This window comes from Streptomyces sp. NBC_00353 (genome assembly GCF_036108815.1).
In the GTDB taxonomy this organism is placed as follows: Bacteria; Actinomycetota; Actinomycetes; order Streptomycetales; family Streptomycetaceae; genus Streptomyces.
On sequence record NZ_CP107985.1, the window covers coordinates 3,403,600 to 3,417,403 of the forward strand.

Annotated in this window: 14 protein-coding genes; 10 read left to right on the forward strand and 4 right to left on the reverse strand. The window is 69.2% G+C overall.

The genetic code is table 11. The features are described 5' to 3' along the window. The first annotated feature begins 318 nt into the window (after nt 1-318). The 8 genes from OHA88_RS15465 (at nt 319) to OHA88_RS15500 (ending at nt 6,621) form a co-directional block, all read left to right on the forward strand. Nucleotides 319-1,104, forward strand: coding sequence for an amino acid ABC transporter ATP-binding protein (locus OHA88_RS15465; RefSeq protein ID WP_326626708.1), 786 nt, complete (start codon nt 319-321; stop codon nt 1,102-1,104). A 51-nt stretch (nt 1,105-1,155) separates the two neighbouring features. Continuing rightward, nucleotides 1,156-1,998, forward strand: a complete 843-nt coding sequence (locus OHA88_RS15470; protein ID WP_328625973.1) for a glutamate ABC transporter substrate-binding protein — start codon at nt 1,156-1,158, stop codon at nt 1,996-1,998. A 75-nt stretch (nt 1,999-2,073) separates the two neighbouring features. Further along, nucleotides 2,074-2,739, forward strand: a complete 666-nt coding sequence (locus OHA88_RS15475; protein WP_267001035.1) for an amino acid ABC transporter permease — start codon at nt 2,074-2,076, stop codon at nt 2,737-2,739. Further along, complete coding sequence (locus OHA88_RS15480; RefSeq protein WP_328625974.1) at nt 2,736-3,647, forward strand: amino acid ABC transporter permease; 912 nt, start codon at nt 2,736-2,738, stop codon at nt 3,645-3,647. The genes OHA88_RS15475 and OHA88_RS15480 overlap by 4 nt, the downstream gene beginning before the upstream one ends. 181 nt (nt 3,648-3,828) lie before the next feature. Next, nucleotides 3,829-5,445, forward strand: coding sequence for an FAD-dependent monooxygenase (locus OHA88_RS15485; protein ID WP_328625975.1), 1,617 nt, complete (start codon nt 3,829-3,831; stop codon nt 5,443-5,445). 48 nt (nt 5,446-5,493) lie between these two features. After that, nucleotides 5,494-5,565 carry a putative leader peptide gene (locus OHA88_RS15490; protein WP_309544753.1) on the forward strand — a complete coding sequence of 24 codons (72 nt, stop codon included), beginning with the start codon at nt 5,494-5,496 and terminating at the stop codon, nt 5,563-5,565. A gap of 73 nt (nt 5,566-5,638) precedes the next feature. After that, nucleotides 5,639-6,196 (forward strand): cysteine dioxygenase, encoded by a 558-nt coding sequence (locus tag OHA88_RS15495; RefSeq protein ID WP_443044232.1) that lies wholly within the window; start codon nt 5,639-5,641, stop codon nt 6,194-6,196. Continuing rightward, on the forward strand, nt 6,193-6,621 hold the full coding sequence (locus OHA88_RS15500; protein WP_328625976.1) for a rhodanese-like domain-containing protein: 429 nt from the start codon (nt 6,193-6,195) through the stop codon (nt 6,619-6,621). The genes OHA88_RS15495 and OHA88_RS15500 overlap by 4 nt, the downstream gene beginning before the upstream one ends. Before the next feature lie 62 nt (nt 6,622-6,683). Here the strand turns inward: OHA88_RS15500 and OHA88_RS15505 are convergent, their stop codons facing one another. Both OHA88_RS15505 and OHA88_RS15510 read right to left on the reverse strand, forming a co-directional pair. Further along, nucleotides 6,684-9,227, reverse strand: coding sequence for an FtsX-like permease family protein (locus OHA88_RS15505; protein WP_328625977.1), 2,544 nt, complete (start codon nt 9,225-9,227; stop codon nt 6,684-6,686). Next, complete coding sequence (locus tag OHA88_RS15510) at nt 9,224-9,862, reverse strand: ArsR/SmtB family transcription factor (RefSeq protein ID WP_328625978.1); 639 nt, start codon at nt 9,860-9,862, stop codon at nt 9,224-9,226. The genes OHA88_RS15505 and OHA88_RS15510 overlap by 4 nt, the downstream gene beginning before the upstream one ends. 205 nt (nt 9,863-10,067) lie before the next feature. Between OHA88_RS15510 and OHA88_RS15515 the strand changes: the two genes are divergently transcribed. After that, nucleotides 10,068-10,706: a DUF6197 family protein gene (locus tag OHA88_RS15515; RefSeq protein WP_328625979.1), complete on the forward strand. Its 639-nt coding sequence runs from the start codon at nt 10,068-10,070 to the stop codon at nt 10,704-10,706. 85 nt (nt 10,707-10,791) lie between these two features. Here the strand turns inward: OHA88_RS15515 and recX are convergent, their stop codons facing one another. Next, entirely contained in the window at nt 10,792-11,469 is a 678-nt protein-coding gene (gene recX, locus OHA88_RS15520) for a recombination regulator RecX (protein WP_326626725.1), read from the reverse strand. A gap of 3 nt (nt 11,470-11,472) precedes the next feature. Then, a complete protein-coding gene (recA, locus tag OHA88_RS15525; RefSeq protein WP_267001053.1) occupies nt 11,473-12,606 on the reverse strand; it encodes a recombinase RecA in 1,134 nt (377 codons plus the stop codon). 267 nt (nt 12,607-12,873) lie between these two features. Here recA and OHA88_RS15530 point away from each other — a divergent pair, with 267 nt between their 5' ends. Continuing rightward, nucleotides 12,874-13,782 carry an SDR family oxidoreductase gene (locus OHA88_RS15530; RefSeq protein ID WP_328625980.1) on the forward strand — a complete coding sequence of 303 codons (909 nt, stop codon included), beginning with the start codon at nt 12,874-12,876 and terminating at the stop codon, nt 13,780-13,782. Nucleotides 13,783-13,804: the final 22 nt, after the last annotated feature.

Sequence of the window (13,804 nt, forward strand, 5' to 3'; positions counted from 1 at the left end):
ATCCCGCGGCGCTGTCTTCAAGCGCTTCCGTGCGCTTGTCCATACTTCCCGGTACTTCCCCGTACCGGGGTGTTTCACGTCAAGGTCTATCAGGGCATCCACGCCGATGACCGGTACGTCAGTCAAGAGCCCGCCCATTACATCGAGGTTTCCGTTATGCACCCGGTACGCCCCAGCCACCTCTTCCACCGTCCCGTTCACGCGGTGTGTCCGGTTGCCGCCGGATCGTTATGCTCAATTTCCGCTCAGATGTAATGACGGTGGTCGCACTGCGTCATTAGGGTCCTTCCCAACCGAGGAGGACGGAGCAAGAAGCCGATGAGCGGAGTTTCAGTGACCAAGGCCGCCGAGGATGCCGTACCTGCGGCGAACGACCTTGTCGTACTGAGCAACGTCAACAAGCACTTCGGCGCGCTGCATGTGCTCCAGGACATCGACCTGACCATCGCCCGGGGCGAGGTCGTGGTCGTCATCGGGCCTTCCGGGTCCGGGAAGTCCACGCTGTGCCGCACGATCAACCGCTTGGAGACGATCGACTCGGGCGCGATCTCTATCGACGGCAAGCCGCTGCCCCAGGAGGGCAAAGAGCTGGCCAGGCTGCGTGCCGATGTCGGCATGGTCTTCCAGTCGTTCAATCTCTTCGCGCACAAGACGGTGCTCGAGAACGTGATGCTGGGCCAGCTCAAGGTCCGCAAGGCGGACAAGAAGGCTGCCGAGGACAAGGCTCGTTCACTGCTCGACCGGGTGGGCGTGGCGACGCAGGCCGACAAATACCCCTCCCAGCTCTCCGGTGGCCAGCAGCAACGAGTGGCCATCGCACGGGCATTGGCGATGGACCCCAAGGTCATGCTCTTCGACGAGCCCACCTCCGCCCTCGACCCGGAAATGATCAACGAGGTGCTGGAGGTCATGCAGCAGCTCGCCCGGGACGGCATGACCATGGTCGTCGTCACCCACGAAATGGGCTTCGCGCGCTCGGCGGCCAATCGTGTCGTCTTCATGGCGGACGGGAAGATCGTCGAAGAGGCAACGCCCGACCAGTTCTTCAGCAACCCGCGCAGTGACCGTGCCAAGGACTTCCTTTCGAAGATCCTGCACCACTGATTTCCGGATCAGCCGTTCACTCACATCGCGTCAACTCTAGGGAAGTTCACCATGCAGCTTCGTAAGGTCACCGCCGCATCGGCCGCCGTGCTCGCGCTCGCTCTCACCGCCACCGCCTGTGGCTCCTCCGATGACAAGGGCGGCGACTCGGCGGGCGGCGGCAAGAAGATCACGATCGGCATCAAGATCGACCAGCCCGGCATCGGTCTGAAGACGCCCGACGGCAAGTACACCGGTTTCGATGTCGATGTCGCCACGTACATCGCCAAGGAACTCGGCTACGACGCCAAGGACATCAACTTCAAGGAGACCAAGAGCGCCGACCGCGAGACGGCGATCGAGCGCGGTGACGTCAAGTTCATCGCCGCCTCCTACTCGATCAACGACGAGCGTCTGCAGAAGGTCGACTTCGCGGGCCCGTACCTGCTGGCGCACCAGGACATCCTCGTCCGCGCCGACGACGACTCGATCAAGTCCCCGGCCGACCTGAACAGCAAGAAGCTGTGCTCGGTCACCGGCTCGACCTCGGCGCAGAACGTCAAGGAGAAGCTGGCGCCCAAGGCCCAGCTGCAGGAGTACGGCGGCTACTCCGAGTGCCTCACCGGCCTGGAGAACAAGGCGGTCGACGCACTGACCACCGACGACAGCATCCTGGCCGGTTTCGCCTCGCAGAAGGACTTCCAGGGGAAGTTCAAGCTGGCCGGCTTCAAGATGAGCAACGAGAACTACGGCATCGGTCTGAAGAAGGGCGACGCCGACCTCAAGAAGAAGATCGACGACGCGCTCACCAAGATGGTCTCGGACGGTTCCTGGGACAAGGCGGTGAAGGCCAACTTCGGTCCGGCGAACTACAAGAACGAGGCCGCCCCGAAGATCGGCAACATCGTCAAGTGAAGCAGGGCTGACCCGGCGCGCCGTCCGTGAGCGGCGGCGCGCCATGCCCTCCTACACGCGGAAGCGCGGGAGATCGTGTTCGACTTTCTTGAAGGTTACGACCTGCTGGGGGCTTTCTGGGTGACGGTGCAGCTCACCGTCTACTCCGCCCTCGGCTCCCTCATATGGGGAACGCTGCTGGCCGGCATGAAGGTCAGCCCGGTCCCCCTGATGCGCGGTTTCGCCACCGCCTACGTGAATGTCGTCCGGAACATTCCTCTGACCGTCATCATCGTCTTCTCGTCCCTGGGTCTCTTCCAGACGCTCAACATCAGCCTCGGAGCGAGCGACTTCAAGGACATCAACTTCCGGCTCGCGGTCCTCGCGCTGATCGCCTACACCTCGGCCTTCGTCTGTGAGGCGCTGCGTTCGGGCATCAACACCGTGCCGGTCGGCCAGGCGGAGGCGGCGCGTGCGCTCGGACTGAGCTTCACGCAGGTACTGCGCCTGATCGTCCTCCCGCAGGCCTTCCGCTCGGTCGTCAACCCGCTGGCCAATGTGCTGATCGCGCTGACGAAGAACACCACGGTCGCCGCCGCGATCGGCGTGGCCGAAGCCGCGTACCTGATGAAGGGCATGATCGAGGCCGAGGCGCAGCTGATCCTGATCGCTGCCGTCTTCGCGTTCGGCTTCATCGTTCTGACCCTCCCGACCGGCCTGATCCTCGGCTGGGTGAGCAAGAAGGTGGCGGTGAAGCGATGACTTCCGTCCTCTACGACGCCCAGGGGCCGCGCGCAAAGCAGCGCAACATCCTGTACACGGTCCTGTTCCTGATCGTCGCCGCTGCCGCCGTGTGGTGGGTGTACGACAGCCTGGCCTCCAAGCACCAGCTCGACTGGATCAAGTGGAAGCCGTTCTTCACCAGCTCCCTGCCCTGGGAGACGTACATCTGGCCAGGCCTCCAGAACACGCTCAAGGCGGCGTTCTTCGCCCTCATCATCGCCTTGCCGCTCGGCGCCCTGTTCGGGATCGGCAGGCTCTCGGACCACCGGTGGGTGCGGATGCCGGCCGGCGTCGTCGTGGAATTCTTCCGCGCCATCCCGGTGCTGATCCTGATGATCACCGCGAACGCGGCGTACTCCGAGTACACGACCATCAGCAGCGAATCCCGCCCCCTGTACGCCGTGGTCACGGGTCTCGTGCTCTACAACGCCTCGGTGCTCGCCGAGATCGTACGGGCCGGAATCCAGTCCCTCCCCAGCGGACAGACGGACGCGGCCAAGGCGATCGGTATGCGCAAGGGCCAGACCATGCTGTACGTGCTGCTGCCGCAGTCCGTGACGGCCATGCTGCCCGCGATCGTCAGCCAGCTCGTCGTCATCGTGAAGGACACCGCCCTCGGTGGCGCGGTGCTGACCTTCCCCGAGCTGCTGGCGTCGGTCCGTCCCATGAGTGCGAACTACGGCGCGAACACCATCGCGTGCTTCACTATCGTCGCTCTGATCTACATCGTGGTGAACTTCGCGCTCACCTCGTTCGCGAGCTGGCTGGAGGGCCGGCTGCGGAGCAGGAAGAAGAGCACGGGCGCCGTGGTCGGTACCGGACGCGCCGGCGGTCTGGAGACCATCGGTGCGCCGACGCTCATCGTCGATGACGGACACGCCGCCTGACGGTTCGTCGACAACCTCCCCCAGGGGCGCCGGTGCATGCACCGGCGCCCCTCGCCGCGTTCCGGTGTCACTTGACGCAAGCACCGGCAGTGGGTTGCATACGTTCTGTGATCGCCGACCGAACGCTCGCTTCCACATCCGCCACCACCCTTACGACGGCACGGGCCCAGGGAGTCGCGCCGTGGACCCGGTGATCGTCGTCGGTGCCGGGCCCGTCGGCCTGGTGCTGTCGCTCGCCCTCGCCGCGCAGGGCGTCCCTTGCGTACTTCTCGACGAGGGCGCGGGGAAGGACGAGACGCGTCCCGCCCGGACGGTGGTGCTGCGTGAGGACACCGCGGCGCTGGTGGAACGGCTCGGGTGCACGACGCTCCGGGACGAGGGCGTCCGGTGGTCCGGCTGGCGGTCCATGCGGCGCAAGCAGCTGGTGAGCGAACTGCCGCTCGGCGAGGACGCCCCGTACGGTGATCGGCTGCCGGCCCCGGTCCATCTGCCGCAGCATGCACTGATGCGCGGGCTGCGGGACGCGATCGCCCGGCAGGAACTGGTGCAGATGGCACCGTTCAGCCGGATCGACACCCTGGAGCAGGACCCGGCCGGTGTCACGGTGCACACCAGGGAGCCCGACTCGACGTGGTGGCGCGGGAGTTACCTGGTCGGCTGCGACGGCGCCAGATCCACCGTGCGCAAGCTCCTCGACATCAGGTTCTCGGGGCGTACGGCGGTGGAGCGACATGCCGTCGCCGCGCTGCGCACCGAACTGCCCTGGCCCGGCCAGGCCGTGCTGCACCGGCTGCCGCCGTGGCGCAGCGGCGGCGCAGAGGTGACCGCGCGGCCGCTGCCGGACGGCGCGTGGCGGCTGGACTGGCTGCTTCCGCCGCGCGGCGAGCTCGTCACGCCCGATGCCCTGATCACCCGGGTGCGGGACACCCTCGCGGGCTGGTGCAGCGGCGAGACCCCGCCGTACGAACTGCTGGACACGGGCGTGTACACGCTGCATCACCGGCTGGCCCGGCGCTGGCGCGTCCGGCGGGCCTTCCTCGCCGGGGACGCCGCACATCTGCTGGGCGCCCTGGGTACGCAGGGGCTCGACGAGGGGCTGCGCGACGCCGAGAACCTGGCCTGGAAGCTGGCACAGGCCTGGCATCACGGCGCCTCTGACGTGCTGCTCGACAGCTACCAGGCGGAGCGCCGGGCCGCGGTCGCCTCACGGCTGCGCGCCGCGGACCAGTCGTTGCCGATACTGCGTGGTGGCGGAGGTCTGCGGACGTTGGTTCCGGGGAGCGCACGCGGGCACGATTCGCTGCTCGCCGACGGTCATCTGGGCTGCGGCCCGCTCGGTGCGCCCCCCTCGTACACGCACTCCCCCCTTGCGCCTCCACGCGCCGAGGCGCACACAACGGTCGGCACGCCCCCCGGTGCGCCGGTTGCCGATGTGCGGGTGACGGCGCCCGACGGCACGACCGTACGGCTGCGCGAGCGGCTGGGGCAGGGGCATCTGCTGGTGGTGCTGGTCGCTCCGGGGACCGGGGTGTGGGACCGGCGGCACTGGCTGATGGCAGGGGTGATGCCCCGGCTGGTCGAGGCGGTCGACGCCTTGCCGGTGAGGGGCGAGCTCCTGGTGACCGAGGCCTACCCGGGGGCATCGGCCCACACCGTGCTGCTGGTCCGCCCGGACGGGCACCTGGTGGCGTCGTTCTGCGGGGTCCGGCCGAGGGAACTATTCGCGGCGGCGGACGCGGCGCGCGGCGGTGAGCCACGTGCGTCCGTACGCGCCGACCAGACCGCAGACATCAATTGACCCCCGCAGGCAGCACGTGTTCTACTCCGAAACGTGACCGACACCGATGTGCGCCTGTGGCGGAGGGTCCATATGGACCTCGTCCGCTACGCGGGCTGCGTGTGTCGTCCGTCCTGCTGAATCGCCTCTTCCTGCTGCGGCGCGCGCTCTGTCGCACGCCGGGCATCACACGCGAACTCTCAGGACGGTCCCTGTGTCTGCCTCTCCTTCACCCTCCCTGCGCGCGCCTGTCTCCGGTCCGCACTCCGGTGCCGGACCCGGTCCGACAGCCGCGGAACTGCTCGAATTCGTCCGCCGTACGGCGGCGGACACCGCTCTCATCGCCGCACTCCCCCTCGATCCCGAAGGCCGTACCTGGATCCGGCTCGACGGGCCCGGTGGCAGCGAGGCCTGGCTGATCGGCTGGCCGCCGGGCACCGGCACCGGCTGGCACGACCACGCCGAGTCGCTCGGCGCCTTCACCACGGCCGCCGGCACCCTGAAGGAGCAGTCGCTCGCGGTGCGGCTGCCCACCGATGGCTGGAAGACGCTTGAACTGGCCGAAGGCGTCGATCGGTCCCGGCAGCTGTCGACCGGTCAGGGCAGGGGGTTCGGCCGGCACCATGTGCACGAGGTGCTGAACGAGTCCGACACCGAGCACGCCGTCTCGGTCCATGCGTACTATCCGCCGCTGCCGCGGATCCGGCGCTACAGCCGCACGGGCGCGGTACTCCGTCTTGAGCACGTCGAGCACCCGGAGGACTGGCAGTGAGCCGCGACCTGAACAGCGGTACGGAGCGGGTGGGAATCGACGAGCTGCTGGAGCGGGTCCGGGCCGGATTCGACCGGATCGGTCCGCACGAGGCTGCGGCCGCCGCCGCGCACGGGGCCCTGCTGGTGGATATCCGCTATGCGGAGCTCCGCGACCGGGACGGACTGATTCCGGGGGCGCTGGTCGTCGAGCGCAATGAGCTGGAGTGGCGGCTGGACCCGCAGGGCAGCCATCGCGCACCGGAGGCGGTCGGCCATGACCTGCAGGTGGTGGTGGTGTGCAACGAGGGCTACGCGTCGAGTCTCGCGGTCGCATCCCTGCAGCAGTTGGGGCTGCACCGGGCGACCGATCTGATCGGCGGGTTCCAGGCGTGGCGGGCGGCGGGGCTGCCGGTCCGAGTCCGACCCGCGGCGGGTGGCGCCTGACGGGTGACAGTTGCGGCCGCGATGCCCGCTCGGGACACCGCCCGCACTGCACCTCCGGCGGGTCACTGCTGGGAAGCAGCCACCTCCACCGGGCGGGCCTTCAGTGCGACCCGGCCGGGCAGCGCGGAGGCAACCAGCACCAGCAGCGCGGCTGCTCCCACCACCGTCGCGTACACCACCGGCATGACGGTGGGTGCCGCACCGCCGGTCATGCCGATGCTGAAGGCGGTGAGTACGGCGAGTGCGATGCCGGTGCCGAGGACGGCGGCGATCAGCAGGACCGACAGGGCCTCGATACGGAGCATCCGCAGGACCTGGCGCCGGGTGGCACCGGCCAGGCGGAGCATGGCGAACTCCTTGATCCGTTCGGACACCGACATGGCAAGGGTGTTGACGACCGCGATCGCGGTGAAGGCCAGGATCAGACCCATGGCGAGATAGTTGACCTCGGCGTTCTCCTGGTGCCGGTCCGCCTGGAGCCGGTCGGCAGTGGCAGGGGCTAGCACGGCGATGCCGGGGAACTTCTTCAGCGCGGCAGCGAGTGGGCCGCGGTCGCTGTCCCCGGCGACCAGGACCGTGGCAGCGAGGGGGTTGTCCATATGAAGGGCGACCAGGTCGTGGGGCAGGGTCAGGTCGCCGAAGCCCAGGCCGCGGGCGTAGACGGCGGCGACGGTGAGGGTGGCGGGCGTCCCGTCGCCGAGGTGCAGTTTCAGTGTGCTGCCGGGGTGCAGTCCCAGCCGCTCTGCGGCGAGTTCACTGACCGCGGCGGCGCCGGGATCCGCCACGAAGTCCGCGAGCGAACCGCCGGTCACCTCAGGATCCCAGGTGCGGCTCAGACCGGCCTGCGTGACGCCCTGGGCCTGGTACTTGTCGAGTCCGACCCGGACGGTGGTCCGCACGACCTCGGTGGCGGCCGTGACCCCCTGGGTCGTACGGACGGTCTCGGCGGCGACGGACGGGATGCCGGGGCCCTGCGCGGCCAGGACCCAGGTGGCACGGGTACCTTCTCGGGCCTGGGTGCGGGCGGCACCGCCGAGGGTCGGCTGGACGAAGAGAACCGTGCAGGTCATCCCGATGAGCAGGGTGAGCGGGGTGACGACGGCGGCCATCCGGGTTGAGTTCCCGCGGATATTCGCGGTGGCGAGAGTGCCGCCGAAGCCGGCCAGTCGGAGCGGTCCCGCGAGCAGCGCCGACGCCATCCTGATGAGGAGCGGGCCGAGCAGCGACACTGCCGTGGCCAGCACCACGACGGCCAGGAAGGTGACGGGGGTCGAGGCCGCCTCGGTATGGAGGCCGCTGAGTACGACGACGAGGACTCCGCCGCCCGCGAGCAGCACCAGACCTGCGGCGATCCGGCCCCGGGCCGGCCGGTCGCGCTCGACCGCGGCCTCGGCCATGGCTTCGGCCGGGCGGATACGGGCGATCCGGCGGCTGGAGATCCTGGCGGCTGCCCAGGCTCCGAGGAGGGTGACGGCGACGGCGGCGAAGGCCGGGAAGATGCCCGCGGTGCGTTCCAGGTTCGCGGGGATCGCCCCCATGTCGATGAATCGGCTGTGCAGCCAGGTGGCGAGCGGCAGTCCGGCCAGCGAGCCCAGTACACCGGCCACCGCTCCGACGATCAGCGCCTCACGGCCGAGGAGACGGCGTATCTGGCGCGATGTGGCGGCGATGGCGCGCAGCAGTGCCAGTTCTCGGTGGCGCTGCTGGATGGAGAGCGCAAAGGTGCCTACGACCACGAGGATCGCGACGAGGAGTGAGGTACCGCCCATCGCGCCACCCATCGAAACGAGCTTGGTACGGGCGCCCGCGGCGTCCAAGAACTCGACCGGACCGCGGTCGTCACCCGTGGCCACCTGTGCGGTGGTGCCCTTGAGTGCTCGCTCAACACGCCGCTTCAGCTCGGTGAGGTCCGTGCCGGGCGCGGGCAGCACGCCGAGGGCGGTGACCTGGCCGGGGCGGGCGGCGAGCCGCTCGGCCTCGGCGGCGAAGAAGAACAGGGAGGTCTGCTGCTGGAGCTCACCGCTGTCGGCCGGGGCCGCGATGCCGCTGATGCGGTACGGCCGGGGGGCACCGGTGGACTGCACAGTGAGCCGGTCCCCTGGCTTCAGGCCGGCCCGCTCGGCGAACCCTCGGTCGATCACGATGTCGTCTGCGGCGGCGGGAGCTTGGCCTGTGGTGAGCGTGAACGGGGTGAGGGAGGCAGACGCCCAGGAGTGTCCGTACGAAGGCCGGTCAACGGGCTCGGTTACGGGCTCAGCGAGGAAGGTCAGCTCGGGAATCACCTTGTGTACGCCTGCCAGGGGCCGGATCCGGTCGGCGGTGGCCGCGGGGAGCCAGGCGCGCTCGGCGACGGCCTTCGCCTTGTGCTTGGTCTTCGTCTCTCCGTTGCCCTTGTGCTTGACGGTGGTCCGGTGGACGTTCTGGTCGGCGGAGACGACGAGCGGAGCTGCGGCATAGCGCTCGGTGGCGATCCGTCCGCGCAGTCCGGTCTCCAGGAGGGTGCCGCAGGCGGTGATGAGGGCGGCGGCGCACATCAGCGCCAGCAGGGCGCCCAGGAACCCGCCCTTGCGGTCCCGGATAGTCCGCAGGGCATAGCGCAGCATCATGATGCGTCCGTCTCTCTTCTGTTGTCGTCCGCGTCGTCGTTCGCAGGGGACTGGAGCGGGGCCGGGAAGGCAAGCAGCCGGGTGTGGACCGTGCGGGCGCCCGGCGGGATGTCGGCGTCAGGCCGCTTGTAGCGGTTCATGAGGGCGATGAACTCCTCGAAGAACGCGCGGAGTTCAGGGAGCGTCAGCCGGATGGAACCCCGCGAGTACGGGAACGCATCGGCCCACTCGCCCAGTTCGCCACCCGACTCGCCACTGTCGCGCTGGAGCCGCTCGAAGAGGGCGAGGTCGGCGGCGTATGCATGGCGATTCAGCTCGTCCATGACGAGCCGCACCTCGGGGCTCTGGCGGGAACGGGGAGGGAAGCGCCGGTCGCCGGGAACGGCCCGCCACCACCTCGCCCGCCGGCCGCTCGGTTCCTCGGCCGCGGCGCCCTCCACGAAGCCGTACCTGGCGAGTTCACGCAGGTGATAGCTGGTGGCGCCGGTGTTCAGCGCCAGGGCGCGGGCAAGGATCGCGGATGTCGCCGGGCCGTGCAGGGTGAGGTGCTGAAGGATCTGCTGGCGTCGCGGCTGAGCGAGGGCCTTGAGAGCGGCCAGCTCTGTGATTTCGGTACCGCCGGGCTTCTCTGCCATGCGTCACACACTGCTCTGTGCACAGATGCCTGTGCACTGGAGCATGCCCGCGTCTTCGTGCGGGGGCTATCCCCCTCTCGGCGGCTCCCATGTCCCCCGAATCCACCCCGACACACCCGAACGCCTCACCCCAGTGGAGCAAATTCGGCGCAAGGTGGACATTTGCCCCAAAACCTAGGACCGACATGACGGAGCCGTCGCACCGATGCCGACCACCACCCTCACCCCCGACCAGCTCGACCGCCAGGCCGCACTCCTCCACGACACGGAGTCCTGGCAGCAGATCGTCGCGGGCTGGGACATCACCACCCCCGAACCCGTGCGTCCCATCTCACCCGACAGCGCGCCGCACCCCCCGGACCGGCATCCGGTCGACTGGCGCGATCTGCTGTCCGTGCCGGTCGACCAGCTGATCGCCGACTCGATGCGCGCCCTGCCCCCGGCCCCGCCGCGCGAGCGCCCACTCCCCGGACGACTCGGCGCGATCCTCCCGGACCGGCTCCATGCCTGGCGCCGCATCGGGCAGCCCGAACTGCGGCCTTCCACCCACCTCGCCTACGCACGGCAGATCCTGACCGAGTGGGGCTGGCAGAACACCCCGTACCGGCTGCGGAATGCCCGCGGCGCCCGCTGCATCTGCGGCGCCCTCCTCACCGCGCACCGCCTGGGCTACGGCTCCCTCGACACCGTGGACCGGGCCGGCGCCTGGCTCATCGCCGAGCTCCGCTCGCAGGGCTGGACCGACCTCATCGGCCCCTGGAACCGCCACCCCGGCCGCACCGCATCGGATGCCCTGGTCCTGCTGGACGCCACCATCCGCCGCGCCTCGCGCGCCGGACACTGACTCCTGCGCGCCACCCACCGCGCAACGGCCCCGCCTCCCGCGCCCGGCTTCGCTCCCCCGCCGCGCGCCCCCGATGCGCCCACCGTCAGAACGGCTCTTCGAGACCTTCCGTGTCCTCGCCCTCTTCCTCGAGTGCCTGACGCACCACGCGCAGGGCCATCCCCTCCCCGTACCCCTTGCGCGCGAGCATGCCCGCCAGGCGGCGCAGACGCCTGTCGCGGTCCAGGCCTCGGGTGGACCGCAGCTTGCGCGCGACGAGCTCCCGGGCGGTCTCTTCCTCCTGCTCGGAGTCGAGCTGCCCGATCGCCTCGTCGATCACCGCCGAGTCCACCCCCTTGGTGCGCAGTTCCCGCACAAGAGCACGGCGGGCCAGGCCCCGGCCGTGGTGCCGGGATTCCACCCAGGCATCCGCGAACGCCGCGTCGTCGATCAGCCCGACGTCCTCGAAGCGCGACAGCACCTCTTCGGCCGCCTCATCCGGGATCTCCCGCTTGCGCAGTGCGTCCGCAAGTTGCTTGCGGGTGCGCGGGGTCCCGGTGAGCAAACGCAGACAGATGTTGCGCGCCTGCTCGACCGGGTCTCGCGGCTCCCCCTTCTCGGCCCTCGACGAGGAAGGGGAGCCGCTGCTCCTGGAGCGGGAGCGGGCCCGACGGCCCGCGCCCTCGCCGAACCCTCCGCCCGAGCCGGTGCCGTAATCGGGACCGGCGCCGGGGTCGGGGGCGGGCTCGGCATCGCTGCCCGGCCACTCCGTACGACGTGTCACGGTCTAGCTCTTGGCCGCCGCAGTCTTGGCCGGCTTTGCCTTGCCGGCCGCAGCGGGCACCGACTTCGCCGCACTGTCGGCCGCAGCCGCCGTGCCGCCCGCCGCGTCCGCCCCGGGCTCGGCGGGCAGAGCCGCCTCCGGCCTGACACCGATGCCCAGCTTCTCGAGGATCTTCTTCTCGATCTCGTTGGCGAGATCGGGGTTGTCCTTGAGGAAGTTGCGGGCGTTCTCCTTGCCCTGGCCGAGCTGGTCGCCCTCGTACGTGTACCAGGCGCCCGCCTTGCGTACGAAGCCGTGCTCCACACCCATGTCGATCAGACCGCCCTCACGGCTGATGCCCTGGCCGTAGAGGATGTCGAACTCGGCCTGCTTGAAGGGCGGCGCGACCTTGTTCTTGACGACCTTGACGCGGGTGCGGTTGCCGACTGCGTCGGTGCCGTCCTTCAGCGTCTCGATACGACGGATGTCGAGGCGCACCGATGCGTAGAACTTCAGCGCCCGGCCACCGGTCGTGGTCTCCGGGGAGCCGAACATCACACCGATCTTCTCGCGGAGCTGGTTGATGAAGATCGCGGTGGTCTTGGACTGGTTGAGCGCGCTGGTGATCTTGCGGAGTGCCTGGCTCATCAGTCGGGCCTGCAGACCCACGTGCGAGTCGCCCATCTCACCCTCGATCTCCGCACGGGGCACGAGTGCCGCGACGGAGTCGATGACGATCAGGTCGAGAGCGCCCGAGCGGACCAGCATGTCCACGATCTCGAGCGCCTGCTCACCGTTGTCCGGCTGGGACAGGATGAGGTTGTCGATGTCGACACCGAGCTTCTTCGCGTACTCGGGGTCGAGGGCGTGCTCCGCGTCGATGAAGGCCACCGAGCCGCCGAGCCGCTGTGCATTCGCCACCGCGTGCAGCGTCAGCGTCGTCTTACCGGAGGACTCCGGCCCGTACACCTCCACCACACGGCCGCGCGGCAGTCCGCCGACGCCGAGGGCGACGTCGAGCGCGGTCGACCCGGTGGGGATCACCTCGATGGGCTCGTTCGGCCGCTCACCGAGGCGCATCACCGCACCCTTGCCGAATTGCCGTTCAATCTGTGCGAGTGCGGCGTCCAACGCCTTCTCGCGGTCGGTTCCTGCCATGGGTTCCACCCGATTTGCTTGAGTCGATCGCTTCACGTCAAAGACGCTAACCCCTGCCACTGACAATGGGCCTCGACGTCCTCCCGGCCTGTGGACAACTCCACGGTCGGGCCCGGGAAAACCCGGCCGGAATCCCATGAGAATGGATGTTCGATTTCGGTGTCAAGCACACCACGCCGGACCGACCCGCCCCCAGAGTAGCGCCCTAGCACTCTGCATTTGGAGAGTCAAGATCAAGTGGTCAAGATCATGCTAGATTCCGGCCGTATGGGGACATCACTGGCAAGGAAAGTGGCCCTGGTCGCCGGTGCCACACGAGGCGCGGGCCGCGGGATCGCCGTTCAACTGGGAGCGGCCGGAGCAACCGTCTATGTCACCGGGCGGACGACCACGGCCCAGCGGTCGGAGATGAACCGCCCGGAGACCATCGAGGAGACCGCAGCTCTCGTGGACGAGGCGGGCGGCCGCGGGATCCCGGTCCGGGTGGACCACCTCGTGCCCTCGGAAGTCAGCGCGCTCGTGACGCGCATCCGGCGCGACCAGGGCCGCCTGCACGTCCTCGTGAACGACATCTGGGGGGCCGAGATCGAGTGGGGCAAGTCGATCTGGGAATCCTCCCTGGAGACGGGTCTGCACACCCTGCGTCTGGCCGTCGACACACACGCCATCACCAGCCATTACGCCCTTCCGCTGCTCATCGAGCAGCCAGGGGGCCTGGTTGTCGAGGTGACCGACGGCACCGATGAGTACAACGCCTCCCACTACCGGGTCTCCTTCTTCTACGACCTGGCCAAGGCATCGGTGAACCGGATGGCGTTCGCCCTCGCGCACGAGCTGGAGCCCCACGGCGCGACCGCGGTGTCGCTCACGCCCGGCTGGCTGCGGTCCGAGGCGATGCTGGACGCCCATGGCGTCACCGAAGCGAACTGGCGCGACGCGATCGCCCACACACCCCACTTCGCGATCTCCGAGAGTCCGGCCTTCGTCGGCCGCGCCGTGGCCGCGCTCGCGCAGGACCCCGGGGTGGCGCGCTGGAACGGGCAGTCGCTGTCCAGCGGGCAGCTGGCGCGGGTCTACGGCTTCACCGATCTGGACGGCAGCCGCCCCGATGCCTGGAAGTACGTCCCCGAAGTCCAGGACGCGGGCCGGCCGGCCGACGTGACGGGCTATCGCTGAGCGCGGCCGCACCCCTGCGAGG